We start from the raw sequence: 20,270 nt of genomic DNA on the forward strand, positions 1-20,270 counted from the left end.
AGCAAATTATTGCTCGTCGCTTTTTAAAGATTGGAGGTAAATTATGAATAAAAAGAAAGCACAAAGTCGTTTCGTATTTGCTTGTCTAGCACCGGCAGTTATCTTAGTATTCATTTTTATGGTCATTCCGACGATTGATGTATTTAAGACCGCATTCTTTAAAAAGAGCAATTTTGTCAGTGAAGCAACATTTGCCGGATTCTTTAACTTCAAAGTTCTTTTTAACGATATGCGATTTATCGAGGCTATGCAAAATACAATTCTTTATGTCGTATTGATCACGATCATAACATTGATATTGGCGGTTTTATTTGCAACCTTGTTAACACGTGAAAATTTTGTTGGAAAGAATTTCTTCCGTGTTATTTTCTATATTCCAAATATTTTGAGTATTGTTGTTATTGCAGGTATCTTTTCTGCCATCTATCAGCCTACAAATGGTATCTTGAATACATTCCTTGGTATGATTGGACTTGATTTCTTGCAGCAACAATGGATGGGTAATCCGGATATTATTAACTATTCAATTATTGCTGCTTTAATATGGCAGGCGATTGGTTATTATATGGTTATGTATATGTCAAGTATGACAAGTATTCCAGAAAACCTATATGAAGCAGCAAGCCTTGAAGGAGCAGGTAAAGTAAAACAGTTCTTTATGATCACTTTACCATTGATCTGGGATAATATTCGTACTACTTTGACATTCTTCGTTATTTCTACGATCAACTTATCATTCATGTTTGTACAGTTGACAAGTGAAGGTAATTTAGGTAGTGAAGTTGCCTTGAACTATATGTACAACAATGCATTTGCCGGTAAATATGGATTCGGTATGGCAATTGGTGTATGTATCTTCGTCTTCTCATTTGCTTTGTCAGCTATCATAAATAAGGTAACTGAACGTGAAGTTCTACAGTACTAGGAGGTTGGTTTATGAAAAAACGTAATTTTCCTATATATAAGATCTTTGTTTATGTAGCCTTGATCACATTGGCTATTTCAATCATTGTACCAATCGCATGGGTATTCTTGGCATCTTTGAAATCACAGTTGGAACTGGTTAGTGGAAATCCTTTTGATCTTCCTGCACAGATGTTATGGTCTAACTTTGCCGATGCCTTTGTAAAGGCAAGAATGGGTGATTACTTATTGAATACGGTAATCGTAACAGCTTTATCATTAGTTATTTTATTAGTTGTTGCTCTTCCTGCTTCCTATGTTTTGGCACGATTTGATTTTGTGGGCAAAAAATTCTTTAATGGATTGTTCATGGCTGGATTATTTGTTAATGTTAACTATATCGTATTACCAATTTTCTTGATGTTATTTAATGCGGATATTGCTCTTGGATTTGATTTCTTCTTGAACAATAAATTCTGGCTATCTGTTGTTTATGCAGCAACAGCTTTACCATTTACAATTTATTTGTTAACAGGATATTTTAAAACGTTGCCTAAAGCGTATGAAGAAGCTGCGCGAATTGATGGTTGTGGTTATTTCAAGACTATGTTAAAAATCATGATTCCAATGGCAAGACCGAGTATCATCACAGTTATCTTGTTCCAGTTTTTAGCATTCTGGAATGAATATGTTATCGCCTTTACTTTTATGGATAAAGAAAATGCAACATTGGCTGTTGGTGTTAAATACTTGATGGCAGATGCAAAATCACAGGCAAACTTTGGCGTTATGTATGCTGGTTTGGTAATCGTAATGATTCCAACATTGATTCTTTATATTTGTGTTCAAAAGAAGATCACTCAGGGTATGAGCATTGGTGGAATGAAAGAATAAGAGGTGTTTTTTATGAGAGATGACAATAAAGTAATGAACATAATTATGATCATTCTATTCTTTGTGTTTTTAGGATTGATCATCTGGGCACAGAAAACAGTAAGTGTTACCAATTTGATGATTGAAATCGTTGGTTTAATTGGTTTACTTACATTATTGTTCTTGTACAATAAAAAGCATAAATAGGAGGAAAGATTATGGCAGAGTTATCATTGCAGCATGTAGATAAAATATATGACAACAATGTCCAAGCTGTATTTGACTTTAATTTAGAAGTAAAAGATAAAGAATTTATTGTGTTTGTAGGACCTAGTGGATGTGGTAAATCGACTACACTACGTATGATTGCTGGATTGGAAGAAATTACTGCAGGTGATTTCTATATTGATGGTAAACGCATGAATGATGTTGAACCAAAAGATCGTGATATTGCGATGGTTTTCCAGTCCTATGCTTTATATCCTCATATGAGCGTTTATGAAAATATGGCATTTGGTTTGAAACTTCGTAAATTCAGTAAAGAAGAAATTGATAAACGAGTTCATGAAGCGGCACGTATCTTGGAAATTGAACAATATTTAGATCGTAAGCCAAAAGCTTTGTCTGGTGGACAAAGACAACGCGTTGCCCTGGGACGTGCTATTGTTCGTAACGCAAAGGTATTCTTGATGGATGAACCTTTATCTAACTTGGATGCAAAATTACGTGTACAGATGCGTTCTGAAATTATCAAACTTCACGAAAGAATTGGAGCAACTACCATTTATGTAACACATGATCAGACAGAAGCTATGACAATGGCGGATCGTATCGTTGTCATGAAAGGAGGCTATATCCAACAGATAGGTACACCAAAAGAAATTTATAATAATCCAGCAAACTTGTTTGTAGCCGGATTTTTAGGAGCACCAGCTACAAACTTTATTAAAGGTGTTTACAATAATGGAATCTTCAATATTGATGATATGAAAATTGAAATTCCGCAAATGTTCAAAGACAAACTTTCTGCATTTGAAGGAAAAGAAATTATCTTGGGTATTCGTCCAGAAGATTTGCATGGTGAAGGTATTGTAGCTGATACATATCCAACTGCTTATTTTGATTTTGAAATTGAAGTAGCTGAATTATTAGGACATGAATATATCTTACATGGTTCATTAAAAGGGCAGGATATGTGCGCAAAAGTTAATTCACGTTTAGAACCAGCAGCACATACAAGAATTAAATTAACAATGGATTTATCTAAAGTGCATTTCTTTGATCCAGAAACAGAAAACAGAATTGATTAGTTTAGGAGATAATAAGATGATTGAAAAAGGCCGAGTAACCGTACCGACAGATGTCGATGTGATTGATGCGACCATAGAAATCATTAATCGATGGAAAGCGGATGCAATCCGAGATTGTGATGGAACCGATATGCCAGACGAACTACGTAAAATGGATATCAAACAATACGCAACATACTACACGACAAGAAAAGATAATGAATGGGCAAAAGCAAATCCTGATGAAATACAACAAATGTATTTGATGAGTGATTTTGTAACAGCTCGCTCAAATGAACTTAGAATTAAAATCATGGAGCACTTTTATAAGGATCAGCTTAAGCCAAACACAAAAGATAATCACAGATGGTGGGAAATTATTGACCGTACAACAGATGAAGTGATGACCAACTGGGATTATGATGAAGAAAAAATGGAAGTTATCATCCATGATGCTATCCCTTATCATGCTTATACTGTAAGCTTTTTGGCTTTTGTGATCTGGGATCCTGTGCATATGTATAATGCGATCACAAATGACTGGAAAGATGAAGAACATCAGATGACATATGATGTTAGACAGCCAAAAACCCAAAAGTATGTACTGGATAAATTTAGAAAATTCTGTCAGGAACGCAATGATGTAAATGTGGTTCGCTTTACAACATTCTTCCATCAGTTTACGTTGCAGTTTGATGAATTTGCGCGTGAAAAATATGTCGACTGGTTTGGATACAGTGCTTCTGTTTCACCATATATCTTGGAACAATTTGAAAAAGAAGTAGGATATCCATTTAGACCAGAATATATCATTAACAAGGGATTCAACAATTCTACTTTCTGTGTTCCTACAAAAGAGTATCGTGATTTTATGGATTTCCAGCAGCGTGAGGTTTGTAAGCTGGCTAAAAAATTCGTTGATATTTGTCATGAATACGGAAAAGAAGCTATGATGTTTTTAGGAGATCATTGGATTGGAACTGAACCATATGGTAAATATTTTGAATCTATTGGCTTGGATGCTGTTGTTGGTTCGGTTGGTTCTGGAACGACCCTTCGTATGATCTCAGATATAAAAGGGGTAAAATATACCGAAGGAAGATTCTTGCCATACTTTTTCCCAGATGTTTTCCATGAAAACGGCGATCCATTAAAAGAAGCTAAGATCAACTGGGTAACCGCACGAAGAGCCATCCTGCGTAGTCCAGTAGATCGTATTGGGTATGGAGGATACTTAAAGCTAGCCTTGGATTTCCCTGAATTTATTGACTATATCGAAAAGGTTTGTGATGAATTCAGAACTTTGTATTCTCATGTAAATCAACAAGTGCCACATAACTTATTAAAAGTAGCGGTGATCAATAGCTGGGGTGAGTTACGTCGCTGGGGAACACACTTAGTCCATCATGCCATCTGGTATAAACAGATTTATTCATATACAGGGGTAATGGAGGCTTTGAGTGGATATCCATTTGATGTGCGTTTTATCAGCTTTGATGAAATTCGTGAAGATGCTTCGATCTTGGATGATGTTGATGTAGTCTTGAATATTGGTTCTGCTTATACAAGTTTTAGCGGTGGAATCGAATTTGATGAAGCGATTATTACAGCATTACGTCGTTATGTTGATCAAGGCGGAGGCTTTATTGGAGTTGGTGAACCAACTGCCATCAGCAAAAATGGTAAATTCTTTACTCTTTATGATGTTTTAGGAGTCGATAAGGAATTGGGCTTCACAATGCATACAGATAAATACAATTGGGAAGCAGAAGAAAACCACTTCATTACAGAACAATTAGAACATGAGGACTGGGGGGAATGCATTAATGATGTATATGCATTGCCAGACACAAAGATTCTTTTTCAAAAAGATCTTCATGTAAATTTAGCGGTCAATGAATATGGTAAAGGCCGTGGTGTCTATATCAATGGACTTCCATTCAGCTTTGAAAACGCAAGACTTCTATATCGAGCAATCTTCTATGCTGCTCATAAAGAAGATCAGATGAAACGTTGGTATTCAGATAACTACAATGTGGATGTAAACGTATATCCATCTACAAACAGTTTCTGTGTCGTAAATAATACATATGAGCCACAGAAAACGACCATCTATAAAGGAGATGGTTCAAACTTTGAAGTTGAATTGGATGAATGCGATATTCAATGGTTTGAAATGTAAAAAAAAGAGATGAGTTAATTTGATTAGCTCATCTTTTTAGTATGTTTTCACGATGGTATTTTAAAAATTTTCGACGATTCTTTGTCATATAAATAGGATCCAGTCGTGTATCAAAATTAAAGTGTTCTAAGTGTGGATCTTTTTCTATCAAAGCTTTGGAAATGATGATTGTACCATCATCGTTAAAACTTATATATCCTTGATCAAACAAAAAATCATGGTTGCGACATAACAGAAGTCCATTATCATGTGTTGCCGTTTCATAAATATGTGCACAATCGCGAAATGGTTTAATATGAGATGCAATCAAAAGCTGAGGCACTTTTATATGACATATTGGACAGGCATGATCAAATTCATGCATCTGTGTATCTTTAAAGAAGCTTTGAAGATCTTTTGTGGCTTCTCTAGAGACTGGGATGCCTCTTTGAGGCAGTCGTTCTAAAATAAAGTCTTGATTATCAAAGTTGATCATTTTACGATTTTGATTACGATATTCCAAATTTGATTTTCGTTTAATGATTGATTCAGTATAAATAATATTAAGTGTTTCAGAAACAATATCCTGATCAATTTCATTTTCAATTTGATTTGCCATAGTACAAAGTTCTTTGCGAATATTTTCGTTTTCATCATAAAATGTGGTCAGTTTCAAGAAACTTTTCATAGGATCTTCATTCAGATCCAAATTGCTTCTTAGAGCTATTTCATAAGCAGCTAAAGCTTCTACATCTGAGTTAGGGTTCGCTTTTGAGAAGATGACTGTTGAAGGAAACATGTCCAAAGTGGTATCAAGCCATTCAAGAGCGTGGATTTTTTGCAGAAGGTGAATTACCTTGATGACATCCCCTTCACTCATGGAAGGATTTTGTCGTTTGATTTCTTTTACAGTTTGAGAAACTAAATCATGATCATCGTCTAAAGAAAACTCGTTTAAATAGATAATTGTTTGTTTTAAAAGGTGTTTATTCATATATTTATTTTATCAAAAAAAGGCTGAAAATTCAGCCTTTGTTATCGAACTAACTCTTCCTGATGAGAAGCAAATGTGTATTCTTCAATTGTGTATGCAATACGTGATTTAATTAATTCTTCAGGATCATTTTTTAATGTTCCTTCACGAACCATTGTATACTGCATTGGCATATATTGAGATAACAATGGAAGTGGTACAGGATGTTCTCTTAAATTACTGATCAATTTGTTTAAAGCATCTTGGACTTCTTTGACTGGGAAGTAGTAGCGGCAGCGATCTGAGAAAGAATATTGACGCTTAAAGGCAATTTCTTTTTCAGTACCATGATAATAAGGCTGCCATTTTCCAGGATTTGCCAACATAGCTTTATCTAATGCTTCTTTGAAATGACTTGTTTCAAAATCATATACTTTGGCAAGTTCTTCTTCGATAACACAAAGAGAGAAAATACCTTCACGTGCAGCATATGTCAATCCTGGACCTACTTTTAAGATTCCAACACCATCTTCAACTAATTCTCTCAATTTGTATTTTGTCTGGTAATCTGTTGAGTGTCCTTCAAATACAAGCTGGTCATATTCTTTGATGCTGGCCATCAAATCTTTAGCTCGTTCTCTATCATATTCTTCACAACCTGCATCTTTTTCTTCTACACCAGGTTGTACGACAGCGGCAATGACATGGTTCCAAGCTTCTTTGATTCCCATATCTTCAAAAGCTTTTTCAAATGCAGCTACAGTATTTCTGAAATCCTGAGGTTTAGTAACCTGCATTCCACTGGATTCTTCCTGAGCACCACCAGGGATTGGTACTTCACTACCAACGATGTAGACTGGATGAATCGCTTCAGGGTTTTCTTCTAATAATTCCTGATAAGCTTCTTCGCACACTTTGGCAAGAGTAGCACCACGTCTTGCGATGATCTCATCGCTTAAACGTGTGTTTGGATCATCGTCTGCCACTTTCATGCTTGTGTCAATATGGATCTTAGTAAATCCGGCTCTTACATAATCATGTACAAGTGTTTTGGCATATTCCATTGCTTCTTTTTCTGGTTTTGAGCTGACTGTTAAAGGACCTAAGTGATCGCCTCCAAGGAAAACACGATCTTTATCAAGACCTGCATTTTCAGCTTCTTGTAGACAGAACTCATAAAAGTCTTTTGGTGTCATACCAGAATAACCGCCATTTTGATCGACCTGATTTGCGGTTGATTCGATCAAGACACATGAATTTTGTTTTTTTGCAGTTTCCATTGCGGCTTTGATTACAAAAGAATTGCTAGAGCAGCATGAATAAATAGCTACCGCTTTTCCTTGTTTCTGCAAGGAAACGATATTTAATAATGGATTTTGTTTTGGCATAAAATTCCTCCTATCGCTGTCTTTATTATACTCAAATATTTGTACAAAAATACAATTTTGATAAAAGTTACAAATAAAAAAGGCAAAAATGTAAACATAAAACTTTTTCCTATCAAAAGGTAAATAAATAGCGGTTTTTGCCCTTTATTTAAACGCTTTCTGTGCTATAATTTTTTTAGTGAATAACGGAGGGTATAATATTATGAAAGTTATTATTTGCGAAAATTATGATGAATTATCATTAAAAGCTTTTGAAGTTATCAAAGAATTGGTTACATCTAAACCTGATTGTGTTCTAGGACTTGCAACAGGAAGTTCTCCAGTTGGTCTTTATAAAAACATGATCAAGGATCACAAGGAAAATGGAACAAGCTATAAAGATGTTAAATCTTATAACTTAGATGAATATGTAGGCATCGACCGCAATGATCCTCAATCATACTACACATTCATGAAAGAAAACTTGTTTGATGGTATCGATATCGATCCGGCAAATACACATGTACCTTATGGAAGTACAGCTGAAGATTGTGCAGCTTATGAAAAAGAACTTGAGAAAGTATCTGTTGATCTACAATTGTTAGGAATTGGTCAAAATGGACATATCGGTTTCAATGAACCTGGTACACCATTTGATATCTTGACACATATCGTGGATCTTACAGAAAACACACGTCAGGCGAATGCTCGTTTCTTTGATGATGATATCAACAAAGTTCCAACTCAGGCAATTTCTATGGGCATTGGTACGATCATGAAAGCTAAAAAAGTGTTATTAGTTGCCAATGGTGAAAATAAAGCTGATGCAGTAAAGGCAATGATCGAAGGACCAGTTGATACAGCATGTGCAGCATCTGCATTGCAGAATCATCCAGATGTAACAGTTGTTATTGATAAGGCAGCTGCATCTAAACTTTCTAAATAGCATTTATGTTGGTGTTTCCTAATTGGAGACACCTTTTTTTATTGGGTTTTTATATTGAAAAATACATAGGATTCATATTAAAATGTTTTTATGAAAAAATGGTTATATAGAATATTAATGTTGATTTGTGTAGGGGTGTTTGCTTTTAGTGCCTACCAGTTATATTTAATTTATTCATCTTCAAAACAAGTTGAAGATGAAACGGCTGCTTTACAAGAGTATGTAATAGAAGAAGACTATTTACAACCAGATTGGGCAAGCTTGCAGGCAGAAAATCCCGATATTATTGCCTGGGTCTATGTGCCTGGATGCAATATTAGTTTTCCAGTGGTCCAAGGTGATGACAATAGTTACTATTTAACACATACTACAAAAAATGAATATAATGAAAGAGGAGCTATCTTTCTAGACTATCAGGCAAACCCTTCTTTTACTGACAATAATTCCATTATTTACGGTCACTCTGTTGAAGGTGGAGGAATGTTTACGGATTTGAAAAACTATAGTGATCAGACATTCTTTAGTGAACATCCGGTGTTCTATCTTTTGACACCGAATGCGAATTATGAATGTCAAATCATGGCATATGCAAAATCAAATGATGGTTCTGTATATTACACAACTTCATTTGGAGGATATCGAGATGATGTGATCAATCAAATGAAGACTAATGCATTGTATTATAACGATGTTGATACTACCGATAAATCATTGGTTACACTATCAACGTGTGATCTTGATTATGGTTTTAATTCAGATCGACGTTTAATTTTAACGGGTGTGTTGAACCAAATAACAGATCCAATTAAAATTATCGATTGATTTTATCGTTTTTATGGTATACTTGTATAGGTTTGCTTATGAAGATATGTTTTGTGACAGGTGGTACAGGAGGACATATTTATCCGGCATTAGCCTTGGCAGATAAAGTGAAACAGCTGTACCCAGATACTCAAATCTTATTTATTGGAAACAACGATCGTATGGAAGCAGATCTTATTCCTTCCTATGGTTATGATTTCAAATCTTTACATACTTCTGGTTTAGTCGGTTCAATCTTTTCTAAGTTAAGAGCCATAAGTCAGTTGTTTTTTGCGTATCGTAAAAGCAAGATGTATTTAAAAGAGTTTAAGCCGGATATCGTAATTGGCTTTGGTGGGTATGTGAGTGCGCCTGTGATCTTGGCAGGTCGTTCTATGCACATTAAAACGATGATCCATGAACAGAATTCGATCGTAGGAAAGGCAAACCAGTTGGTGATGAATAAAGTTGATAAGATCATTACTTGTTATACAAAGTGCGAGGAAGTTTTTCCTGGCGATAAAACGATCCTATTGGGAAACCCACGTGCAACCATCGCCAAAGAAGCTTCTTTTGATGAAATGTATTTTAAGTCATTAGGCTTATCATTAGATAAAAAAACGATATTGATCATGATGGGATCATTAGGGTCAAGCAGTGTAAATGCCTTGATGAAAGATTCTTTGACAGACATGCCGAAAGATCTGCAGTTTTTGTATGTATGTGGAAAGAATAATTCGGATGATCTTCATCTATTTGATTCGCAGGAAAATGTATTTGTTGTGCCATATGTAGATACATTAAAGATCTATGCACATATTGATGGTATGATCTGCAGGGCTGGAGCAACGACGATTGCTGAATTAACGGGTCTTGGAATCCCTTCAATTATGATTCCTAGTCCTTATGTAGCTAATAATCATCAATATTACAATGCAAAAGTACTGGTGGATCAAAAGGCGGCATTTATGATCGAAGAGAAAGATTTAAATGCGACAAATCTAAAAAAAGCAATCAAAGAACTATTCATGAATGAAGAAATGATGAAACAAGTTCATCAAAATGCCCTTCGATTAGGAAAGCCTGATGCAGCTTATGACATCATCGATGAAATGGTAAAATTGATCAAAGAATAAATAAAGGGGAATTATATGTCTGTTTTAACACGATTAAAAGTATATGGAAAAGTATTGGAAAATGAACCAATGAAGAAACATACAACATACCACATTGGTGGAAATGTTGCTTATTATATAACACCACACAACGAAACGGCTTTGATGTGTATCCTGGATATATTACAGGATGAAAAAATTCCGTATCATGTAACTGGAAGAGGTTCAAATATCTTATGTGATGATACTGATTTTGATGGTGCGATCATTAATTTGGACGGTACATTAAACGATTACTATTTTGAACCGGATGGAACTCTAGTAGCTCAGGCAGGATGTTCAATTATCAATTTATCTGTGGAAGCTATGAAACGTTCTTTATCCGGGTTGGAATTTGCCTCTGGAATACCTGGTTCTGTAGGTGGTGGTCTATATATGAATGCAGGAGCTTATAGATCAAATCTTTCAAGTTTATTGATTGATGTTTGTGTATTAAAGGATGGACGTATTGAATGGATCAAAAAGGAAGATTTAGATTATGGATATAGACACTCTGCTTTTCAAGAACATAAAGATTGGACAATATTAGCTGGCCGCTTTAAACTTGAAAAAGCTGAACATAATGATATTCGAGATCTGATGGACTCAAGAAGAAAACGAAGAATGGATTCACAACCTCTGAATATGCCTTGTGCCGGAAGTGTGTTCAGAAATCCGGAAACGATCCCGGCATGGAAATTGATCGAAGAGATGGGATTAAGAGGGCATCAAATAGGTGGCGCTCAAGTCAGTACAAAGCATTGTAACTTTATTGTCAATGCGACTGGAGATGCTACAGCTTCCGATGTTCGTGCCTTGATCACAATGATCCAAGCCAAGGCAAAAGAACTGTATGATATTGATCTGATTCCAGAAGTGGAGCAGATGCATTGGTAAGAAAACAAAAAAAATCTAAAAAGAAACGTTCATTTTCAAATAGAACGTGTATCATCTTAAGCAGTATTGTTTTTGTTTTGGCTAGTTTGGTTGTTTATTATTTTTCATTTGATTCTAGGACACATGTTTTAAGCTCGAGCGGAAATTATTATTATACTGATAAACAGATTTATCAGATCGCTGATGTTAGTACGGATACCAGATTATGGCTAACACCTGGTTTTTTGATTGAGAATCGATTTGAAAGCAATCCTTTGATTGCCGATGCTACGGTACACAAATCACAAAACAAGATATCGTTTGAAATTGAAGAGAAGGTGGTCATCGGTTATTATGTACAGGACAATAAGAATTACTTGTTGACTATAGATAATGAATCGATTGAATTAGATACAAAGTATTTAAAAACGATTGTACATTTTCCACTTTTATCAGATTTTAACGAATCACAACGTAAAGAAATTGCGAAGCAGTTTAAGAAAAACGCAAAATCACTGTCTCGTTCTGTTATAGAAAAAATTGCGGAAATGGTCCCATTTCAAACTTCGTATGATGACAATATGATCAAGATGACAATGCAGGATGGTAACATTGTTTATACAAGTATGGATTCTTTAGTCATGATGGCAAATTATCAGGCGATGTTAACAGAACTTCATGGTCAGAATGCGTGTTTATTATTAGATGCACAACATTCAGCTATAGATAAGATCGACTGTGCTGATATAGGTAGTTTGATTGATGGCAGAACGAATGCCAAAGATGAAGCAAAAGAAGAAGATCAAAACCAAAATACAGAAGAAAATCAACAGGAAACGGCTGATACATCACAAGAGATAACGGAAAATACCCAAAGTGTATATGATCAAGCCACAGACTGGACAATCAATAATGATCTAGGACTTGAATATTCAGCTAGTTTAGATGTTTATCGTGATCCTAATACAGGTTTACTGTATCGTTGGAATGCAGAGACAGCTTCTTATGATCAGATTGTTGAATAAGTTTGTTTTCATTGAATAGTTGCGATATAATTAGTTAATAACAGGAGGATTTTAATATGCCTATAAATAAATCAACCGAGTATGGTAATATCAGTATTTCTCTTGATGCGATCTCAAGTCTAGCTGGTGGAACGATCACAGAATGCTATGGTGTTGTCGGAATGGCATCACAGAAAGCAGTTCGTGATGGTTGGGCCGAATTATTAAAAAAAGAAAATTATGCTAAAGGCGTAGTTGTCCGTCAGGATGCAGAAGGCCTTGTTTTGGATCTTTACATCATTGCTTTACATGGCATTAAGCTACATGAAGTTGTTTATGAAGCACAGAAACGTGTTAAGTATGTTTTGGAAAAAACACTAGAAGTAAAATGTTCTCAGGTAAATATCTTCGTCCAGGGCGTAAGAGTATTGAAGTAGGTGAATCACATGGAGAGAATAAGTGGAAAGTTATTTAAAGATATGTTGGCTTCAGGTATGAATAATCTTACCAATCATTCGGCTGAAGTCGATTCTTTAAACGTATTCCCGGTACCGGATGGTGATACCGGAACAAATATGTCTTTGACTTTTTCTAGCGGAGTCAATGATGCAATCAAAGTAGAGGAAGATCATGTTGGCAAGGTGGCCAAAGTTTTATCTCGAGGATTATTGATGGGGGCTAGAGGAAACTCTGGTGTTATTACTTCACAAATTTTTAGAGGCTTTTTTCAATCTGTTGAACATCTAGAAGACATGGATGCTTTACAGCTTGCTCAAGCCTTGGTGAATGGATCTAGAGTTGCTTATCGAGCTGTTATGCGTCCGGTTGAAGGAACGATCTTAACGGTAGTCAGAGAAGCAGCAGATTATACATATGCTTATACTGTGACAGAAGAAATCACAGACTGCATCAAAGTTATGGAGAAAATGGTGCTTGAAGCAAATGAATCGCTTCTTAGAACACCGGAACTTTTACCAGTTCTTGCTGAAGTTGGTGTTGTTGATAGTGGAGGTAAAGGGCTTTGTATTATTTTGGAAGGCTTTTTGTCTGCAATGAAAGGTGAAGTGATTGCTCCATCGAATGATGCTTCCTCATATGATAGTGCTCAAACAAAAATTGAAGGGGGAGAAGAGGAATTTGGATTCTGTACGGAATTTATCCTTCATCTAACACCAACAGGAATTAAGCACTTTTCTGAAGAAGATTTCAAAAACGAATTAGCTACGATTGGAAATTCAATCGTTTGTGTACAAGATGATGATCTAGTTAAAGTTCATGTCCACACTTTAGAACCTCAGACAGCCATTAAAATGGGAAAACGTCGTGGTCGTTTCATGAAATTAAAAATTGAAAATATGCAGGAACAGCATGACAACATCTTAGAAAAAGAACAGGAAGAAGAAGTTGTTGCAGAGCATAAAAAATATGCAATCATCACTGTTGCTCCAGGCAAAGGTATCGATGCGATGTTTAAAGAATTAAGAGCGGATATCGTTGTCGGCGGAGGCCAAACAATGAACCCTAGTACAGAAGATTTTGTATCGGCTATTGGAAAAGTAAATGCAGATCACATTATTATTCTTCCAAATAACTCAAATATTGTTCTTGCGGCAAATCAGGCATGTCAAGTTTGTGAAGACAAGGATATTCATGTGCTTCCAACAAAGACGATTCCTCAAGGATTAAGTGCATGTATCATGTTCAATCCTGAAGTAGACATTGAAGATAACTTAGCCGAAATGCAGGAAGCTATCGATCATGTTAAATCCGGAGAAGTTACGTATGCTATTAAAGATACAACATACGAAGGTTTGGAAATCAAGAAAGATGAATATATGGGCATCTTTGGAAAAGCCATCGTTGTATCGGATCCAGATATGATGGCTTCAACAAAAGCTTTGTTAGACAAAATGTTAGATGAGGATTCTGAACTTGTAACATTAATTTATGGTGATACAGCAACACTGGAACAAGCTGAAGAGATTGCCGAATATATCGAAGATACTTCCGATGCTGAAGTAGAAATCCATGAAGGGAATCAACCGGTTTATTCTTTCATCATCGGTGTTGAATAGTAAAAAGTGCTTGTAGAAGCACTTTTTTTCTTTTTCTTATAAGAAATTCCATTATTGTGACCAACTTTTCCACTTGACTTGTAAGTAAGAATTTCTATGTTATTATATGAGTGTAAAAAGAAACAGGTTATAACATAGATAAAAAAATCTATGTAATATCCATAAAATTCTTGAACAAGGTAGAAGAAAGACAAAAATAAGAAAATCCTGAATAATGAGGATAAAATCTCAAGAAGAAGTATTAACTTCATGAAAGAGAAGATAGCGACTCAAATTAGAGGAGGAAGAAAAAACCTTTAAGAGAAAGTCTTCTAGAAAAGATGATAAAGGTAAATAGTTCAAGAAATTATGGAATATAACAAAGAAAAGAACTGGTGCAAAACTTATCATAATGAAAAAATAAGTTTTGAAAAGCCAGTTCTTTTCATGTATATAGCTAGAAATAATATATAAATAAGGGTATAATTTACAAAGTCAGGAGTTGATATATCTATGGATTTTTCCAGTAAGATCGGCGTTTTTGATTCAGGTCTAGGTGGTATCAGTGTTTTGCATACGATACATGATTTAATGCCAAAGGAAGATCTGATCTATTTTGGTGACAGTCTTCATAATCCATATGGAACAAAATCTAAGGAAGAGATTACAGAACGTTGTATTGAAATCTGCGATTTTTTTATGGCACAAGATGTAAAAGCCATTGTCATTGCATGCAATACGGCAACGAGTGCCTGTGTGAACTTATTAAGGGATAAATATCCAATTGATATTATCGGTATGGAGCCGGCTTTAAAAGTCGCTTGTGAAAAAGGTGAACATCAAAAAATAGCCGTTTGGGCAACAAATCTTACATTAAAAGAAAAAAAGTTTGCCCGTCTAATGGAACGCTTTGAAGATGAACATACGATTTACAAGATTCCTTGTCCAAAATTGGTTGAACTAGTTGAAACTGAAAAACTGCAGAATACTGATTTAGTATATGCAGCATTGCATGAGTATTTACATCAGACACAAGGAGAAGAAATTGACAGTATTGTTTTAGGATGTACACATTTTGTCTTTTATAAAGAGCGCCTACAGGATATGCTGCCTTCATCTATTCAGCTGATTGACGGAAACTATGGCACAGCACATCATCTAAAAGATATATTGACTCATAAAAATCTTTTGAATGATTCGACTGGTACGATCGAGTGGCATAATACAGATGCCGATAAGATCAATCTATCTAAAAGATTATTAAAGCAATTGGAGGGTACATTATGAAAAATGCATGGACTACATATGATGAAACTCAGTTGAAAGAAGTTATGAGCTTATCAGATGACTATATGACATTTTTAAGCAAAGGAAAAACGGAACGAAAATGTGTTTCTTTGATCTTGGAAGAAGCTAAAAAACATGGATATAAAGATATTAACGAGATCATTAAAAATAAAGAATCTTTAAAACCTCAAGATAAAGTATACATGAATATGATGAATAAATCGGTTGCCTTGATGCATATTGGTAATAGACCCATAGAAGAGGGAATGAACATTTTAGGTGCACATATTGACTCACCGAGGTTGGATCTTAAACAAAATCCTTTATATGAAGATGGAGAAATTGCATATTTTGATACGCACTATTATGGTGGTGTAAAGAAATATCAATGGGTAACGATTCCTTTAGCTATTTATGGAGTAGTTTGTTTAAAAGATGGATCGACTATTGAAATTGAAGTCGGTGATAAGGAAGAAGATCCAGTTTTTGTGATTAGTGATCTTTTGGTTCATCTAAGTGCAGATCAAATGCAGAAAAAAGCTTCTGAGGTGATCGAAGGAGAGAACTTAAATGTTACGGTTGGTTCCATTCCTTTAAATGAAGAAGAAAAAGAACCAGTAAAAGCAAACATTCTTAAATTATTAAAGAATAAATATGGCTTTGAAGAAGAAGACTTCATCAGTGCTGAACTTGAAGTTGTACCGAGTGGTAAAGCTCGTTCATGTGGTTTTGATGAATCCATGATCTTAGGTTATGGGCATGATGATCGTATCTGTGCTTATACATCATTAAGAGCTCAATTAGAAGCTATAGACCTTGAAAGAACAGGAGTATGTCTTCTTGTAGATAAAGAGGAAGTAGGCTCTAATGGAGCTACTGGTATGAAATCAAAATTCTTTGAAAACTTTGTTGCCGAAGTTACGAATGCGATGAATTGTTACAACGAACTTGCACTAAAGCGTGCATTTATTAATTCAGATATGTTATCAAGCGATGTTTCTGCGGCACACGATCCAATTTACGCATCTGTCAGCAGTCCAAGAAATCAGGCTGAATTTGGAAAAGGATTGGTATTCAATAAATACACAGGTTCTAGAGGAAAGAGCGGATGTAATGATGCCAATGCTGAATATCTAGCACAATTAAGAGCAGTAATGGAAAAAGGTAATGTCATTTATCAAACGAGTGAACTTGGTAAGGTCGATCAAGGTGGAGGGGGAACAATTGCCTTCATCTTAGCTAATTATGGTATGCAGGTCATTGACTGCGGTATTGCCTTACACAATATGCATGCCCCATTTGAATTGGCTTCAAAAGCCGATATTTATGAAGCAAAGAAAGGGTATGCCGCTTTCTTAAAATACAATAAATAATAAGGAGAAATTTTATGAATACTGTAACTCTCGTTGCGACTGACTTAGATGGAACTTTCTTAAACAGTAAAAAGGAAGTATCTAAACTAAATCGCGAAGCGATTTCTGCTTTAAAACATAAAGGAATCTTATTTGGCATTGCCTCTGGAAGACCTGTAGAAACAGTACATGCAATGTTGGAAGATTGGAAAATCGAAGATAGTGTCAGCTTCATTATGGGTATGAACGGCGGTGTCATATACGATATTCGTCGTCGTACAAAGGAAGAGTTTCACTTATTAGATGGTAAGATCATCTTGGATATCATCAACTTTTATAAAGATATGGATGTTATTTTCCATGTCTTAGTAGGTGATATTCGCTATACTAGTAAATCAACTGAAGAAACAAGAGCACATGCTAAACTGTTTGGAGAAACAGAAATAGAAGTCGATATGGAGTCTTTCTTAAAAGATCGTACTGTCAACAAACTAATCATTTATTGTGATCCAGCATATATGCCAAAAGTTGTAGAACGTTCTAAATCATTTAAGAGAGATGACTGTGTTGGATTTAATACTGCAAATAATTTGTTTGAGTATTGTGATCCAGCCATCAATAAAGGATATGGAATTAAAAAACTTTGTAAGCACTTTGGAGTGAATCTTGAAAACTGCGTTGCCTTTGGTGATGAGGCTAACGACATTCAGATGCTTGACTATGTTGGAATGGGTGTATGTATGAAAAATGGATGTCAGGGAGCAAAAGATGTCGCAAATTATGTCAGTGAATACACCAATGATGAAGATGCATTAGGGCATTTCTTATTTGATCATGTACTTAAGGAGGACAAATAATGTCTGCTTGGGATAAGATTTATTGTCAACTTTGCGAAAATATTTTGACCAATGGTGTACAGGTAGCCAATCGTACAGGTATTGATACGATTAAATTACCAAGTGCTCATTTTCAATTAAATGTTGGAGAAGAATTTCCAATCTTGACCACAAAACAGCTGTTTATTCGTCAAGCGGTCCTTGAGATGTTATGGATCTATCAAGCACAGTCAAATGATGTTCGATGGCTTCAGGAACGCAATGTGCATATATGGGATCTTTGGCAAATTGATGAAAACGGAGATTGGCGTGATGAAAAAACAGGAGAAGTACTTAAACATTTTGATCCTAAATTTGCCAATACGATTGGAACTGCTTATGGATATATCGTTAAGAGATTTAAATTGATGGATCGTTTGATTGATTCATTAAAAAATAATGTAAATGATCGAAGAAGAGTGATTTCCTTATGGCAGGATGAATATTTGGATACAGCTGTTTTACCTAGTTGTGTTTGGTCGAGTGAATGGGATGTGACAAATGGTACATTAAATGCATGGGTGCATCAAAGAAGTTGTGATGTTCCTTTAGGATTGCCATTCAATGTAACACAGTATGCAGTATTATTGAAAATGTTGGCACAAGTCACAGGATTAAAAGCAGGTACGATTGACTGGTCCATCAAAGATGCTCATATTTATGTGAATCAGGTTGATGGAATCAAAGAACAGCTGGAACGTTTTCATACAAAAGGTGATCTAAAAGCACCGGAATTATGGTTAAACCCTGAAATTAAAGATTTCTATGATTTTGATTCTTCTAAAGATATTAAAGATATTAAATTAATAGGGTATGAACATATGGGAAAAATTAAATTTCCATTAGCTCAATAGGAGATTTTATGAAACTAACAATGATCGCTGCAATTGGAAAAAATCGCGAATTAGGGAAAAATAATGATTTAATCTGGCATTTACCTACAGATCTTAAATTTTTTAGAGAACAAACAAAAGGACATACGATCATAATGGGTAGAAAAACTTTTGAATCTTTGCCCGGTATGTTGCCTAAAAGACATCATATTGTTATTTCTAGAAGTAATCCAGATTTGGATCAGCAAGTAGAAATATTCAGTGATATCAATGCTTTTATGGAAGCTTATCAAGATAAGGATGAGGAAATATTTGTGATTGGCGGGGCTCAGATTTATAGTCAAATGTTACCTTTTGCGTCAAAGTTGATCTTGACAGAAATCGATCAATCTTATGATGCAGATGTTTTTTTCCCAGAGTTTGATAAATCAGAATATCATCGAAGCGTTATTAATGATATCTTTGAAAATGATATACATTATCAACATGTAGTATATGAACGTATAAATTAAGGAAAGAAAGCTTTCCTTAATTTTTTTTGTAAAACTTAACATTTATGAAAAAAGCGTTATAATACTTTGTATGAAAATTGGAATTATTGATGTAGGCGGTGGAATGCGCGATATATTTGGAGCCGGTGTATTTGATGCATGCCTAGAAAACAACATTACATTTGATTTAGGAATCGGTGTTTCGGCTGGAAGTGCAAATTTAGCAGGTTTTATGGCAAAACAGAAAGGAAGGAGCAAGCGATTTTATACAGAGTATGCATTCAGAAAAGAATATATGTCATTTAAAAACCTAGTTAAAAAAGGAAATTATGTAGACCTTGATTATATATGCTCAGGTTTAAGCAATGCAAATGGGGAAGATCCAATTGATTATAGTACTTTTTCTTCAAACCCGATGCAATTAGAAGTTGTTAGTACAGAAGCAGAGACTGGAAATGCTGTGTATTTTTCTAAAAAAGATATGCCTGTTAACTGTTATGACATATTAAAGGCTAGCAGCTGTCTACCTGTTCTTTGTAGGCCATATCCAATCGATGGAGAAGTTTATTTCGATGGTGGTATGTCGGATCCTATTCCTTTACAAAGAGCTTTAGATAAGGGATGCGACAAGATCGTTTTGATCTTAACTCGACCTAAGACATGGATGCGTGATCCTAAAAAAGATCTAGTCCCGGCAAAATTACTGGAACATTCTTATCCAGAATCATCAAAGAAACTGATGAACCGAGCTTATCTTTATAACGAACAGTTGGCTACAGCTTTAGAACTTGAAAGAAGTGGAAAAGTTTGTATTGTATCACCAGAACATATTGAGAATATGAAAACTTTAAATAAAGATAAAGAACAATTAGAGTCCTTATATGATCAAGGATATAAATTGATAGAGGATATAAAAAAGTTTATTTAAATGTAAGATCTCATAGGATATTCCTATGAGATTTTAATTGAATGGTACAAAAACTCTTGTTTCCGTCTTGAAAATATGCTAATATTATTAAGCACTGATTGAT

General features: G+C 35.0%; 20 protein-coding genes. 18 read left to right on the top strand and 2 right to left on the bottom strand.

Features of this window, described 5'->3' with window-relative positions; translation table 11 throughout:
- Positions 1-43: 43 nt before the first annotated feature.
- The 5 genes from PND65_RS04065 to gnpA are packed head-to-tail and all read left to right on the top strand — an operon-like array spanning position 44 to position 5,247.
- Positions 44-925: a carbohydrate ABC transporter permease gene (locus PND65_RS04065; RefSeq protein ID WP_022356535.1), complete on the top strand. Its 882-nt coding sequence runs from the start codon at positions 44-46 to the stop codon at positions 923-925.
- Between the two features lie 11 nt (positions 926-936).
- On the top strand, positions 937-1,797 hold the full coding sequence (locus tag PND65_RS04070; protein ID WP_035402931.1) for a carbohydrate ABC transporter permease: 861 nt from the start codon (positions 937-939) through the stop codon (positions 1,795-1,797).
- Positions 1,798-1,809: 12 nt separating this feature from the next.
- A complete protein-coding gene (locus PND65_RS04075) occupies positions 1,810-1,983 on the top strand; it encodes a DUF6903 family protein (protein WP_015536396.1) in 174 nt (57 codons plus the stop codon).
- 11 nt (positions 1,984-1,994) lie between these two features.
- Positions 1,995-3,086, top strand: a complete 1,092-nt coding sequence (locus PND65_RS04080) for an ABC transporter ATP-binding protein (RefSeq protein ID WP_271990769.1) — start codon at positions 1,995-1,997, stop codon at positions 3,084-3,086.
- 16 nt (positions 3,087-3,102) lie between these two features.
- Entirely contained in the window at positions 3,103-5,247 is a 2,145-nt protein-coding gene (gene gnpA, locus PND65_RS04085; RefSeq protein ID WP_271990766.1) for a 1,3-beta-galactosyl-N-acetylhexosamine phosphorylase, read from the top strand.
- 28 nt (positions 5,248-5,275) lie between these two features.
- Here gnpA and PND65_RS04090 read toward each other — a convergent pair whose 3' ends face one another.
- Together PND65_RS04090 and PND65_RS04095 are read right to left on the bottom strand one after the other, a co-directional pair.
- Positions 5,276-6,220 (bottom strand): HNH endonuclease, encoded by a 945-nt coding sequence (locus tag PND65_RS04090; protein WP_271990764.1) that lies wholly within the window; start codon positions 6,218-6,220, stop codon positions 5,276-5,278.
- 41 nt (positions 6,221-6,261) lie between these two features.
- A complete protein-coding gene (locus PND65_RS04095) occupies positions 6,262-7,587 on the bottom strand; it encodes a class II D-tagatose-bisphosphate aldolase, non-catalytic subunit (RefSeq protein WP_195191310.1) in 1,326 nt (441 codons plus the stop codon).
- A gap of 202 nt (positions 7,588-7,789) precedes the next feature.
- Here PND65_RS04095 and nagB point away from each other — a divergent pair, with 202 nt between their 5' ends.
- The 13 genes from nagB (at position 7,790) to PND65_RS04160 (ending at position 20,167) form a co-directional block, all read left to right on the top strand.
- A complete protein-coding gene (gene nagB / locus PND65_RS04100) occupies positions 7,790-8,512 on the top strand; it encodes a glucosamine-6-phosphate deaminase (RefSeq protein ID WP_035402920.1) in 723 nt (240 codons plus the stop codon).
- Positions 8,513-8,602: 90 nt separating this feature from the next.
- Positions 8,603-9,334, top strand: a complete 732-nt coding sequence (gene srtB / locus PND65_RS04105; RefSeq protein WP_271990761.1) for a class B sortase — start codon at positions 8,603-8,605, stop codon at positions 9,332-9,334.
- Between the two features lie 38 nt (positions 9,335-9,372).
- A complete protein-coding gene (gene murG, locus PND65_RS04110) occupies positions 9,373-10,449 on the top strand; it encodes an undecaprenyldiphospho-muramoylpentapeptide beta-N-acetylglucosaminyltransferase (protein ID WP_022356543.1) in 1,077 nt (358 codons plus the stop codon).
- A 15-nt stretch (positions 10,450-10,464) separates the two neighbouring features.
- Positions 10,465-11,364 (top strand): UDP-N-acetylmuramate dehydrogenase, encoded by a 900-nt coding sequence (gene murB / locus PND65_RS04115; protein ID WP_015536400.1) that lies wholly within the window; start codon positions 10,465-10,467, stop codon positions 11,362-11,364.
- Positions 11,358-12,368 carry an FtsQ-type POTRA domain-containing protein gene (locus PND65_RS04120; RefSeq protein WP_271990758.1) on the top strand — a complete coding sequence of 337 codons (1,011 nt, stop codon included), beginning with the start codon at positions 11,358-11,360 and terminating at the stop codon, positions 12,366-12,368. The genes murB and PND65_RS04120 overlap by 7 nt, the downstream gene beginning before the upstream one ends.
- A 56-nt stretch (positions 12,369-12,424) precedes the next feature.
- Positions 12,425-12,784, top strand: coding sequence for an Asp23/Gls24 family envelope stress response protein (locus tag PND65_RS04125; protein WP_035402911.1), 360 nt, complete (start codon positions 12,425-12,427; stop codon positions 12,782-12,784).
- Between the two features lie 9 nt (positions 12,785-12,793).
- Positions 12,794-14,422, top strand: coding sequence for a DAK2 domain-containing protein (locus PND65_RS04130; RefSeq protein ID WP_087319156.1), 1,629 nt, complete (start codon positions 12,794-12,796; stop codon positions 14,420-14,422).
- Positions 14,423-14,914: 492 nt separating this feature from the next.
- Positions 14,915-15,688, top strand: coding sequence for a glutamate racemase (murI, locus tag PND65_RS04135; RefSeq protein WP_022356548.1), 774 nt, complete (start codon positions 14,915-14,917; stop codon positions 15,686-15,688).
- On the top strand, positions 15,685-17,061 hold the full coding sequence (locus tag PND65_RS04140; RefSeq protein WP_408611297.1) for an aminopeptidase: 1,377 nt from the start codon (positions 15,685-15,687) through the stop codon (positions 17,059-17,061). Before murI ends, PND65_RS04140 begins: the two co-directional genes overlap by 4 nt.
- 14 nt (positions 17,062-17,075) lie before the next feature.
- Positions 17,076-17,897 (top strand): Cof-type HAD-IIB family hydrolase, encoded by an 822-nt coding sequence (locus tag PND65_RS04145; RefSeq protein WP_271990755.1) that lies wholly within the window; start codon positions 17,076-17,078, stop codon positions 17,895-17,897.
- A complete protein-coding gene (gene thyA, locus PND65_RS04150; RefSeq protein ID WP_271990753.1) occupies positions 17,897-18,769 on the top strand; it encodes a thymidylate synthase in 873 nt (290 codons plus the stop codon). Before PND65_RS04145 ends, thyA begins: the two co-directional genes overlap by 1 nt.
- Positions 18,770-18,777: 8 nt before the next feature.
- Positions 18,778-19,260, top strand: a complete 483-nt coding sequence (locus PND65_RS04155; protein WP_271990750.1) for a dihydrofolate reductase — start codon at positions 18,778-18,780, stop codon at positions 19,258-19,260.
- Between the two features lie 70 nt (positions 19,261-19,330).
- Positions 19,331-20,167 (top strand): patatin-like phospholipase family protein, encoded by an 837-nt coding sequence (locus PND65_RS04160; protein ID WP_271990748.1) that lies wholly within the window; start codon positions 19,331-19,333, stop codon positions 20,165-20,167.
- The last annotated feature ends 103 nt before the right edge of the window (positions 20,168-20,270 follow it).

The organism is Faecalitalea cylindroides (assembly GCF_028321995.1).
Lineage (GTDB): Bacteria > Bacillota_I > Bacilli_A > Erysipelotrichales > Erysipelotrichaceae > Faecalitalea > Faecalitalea cylindroides.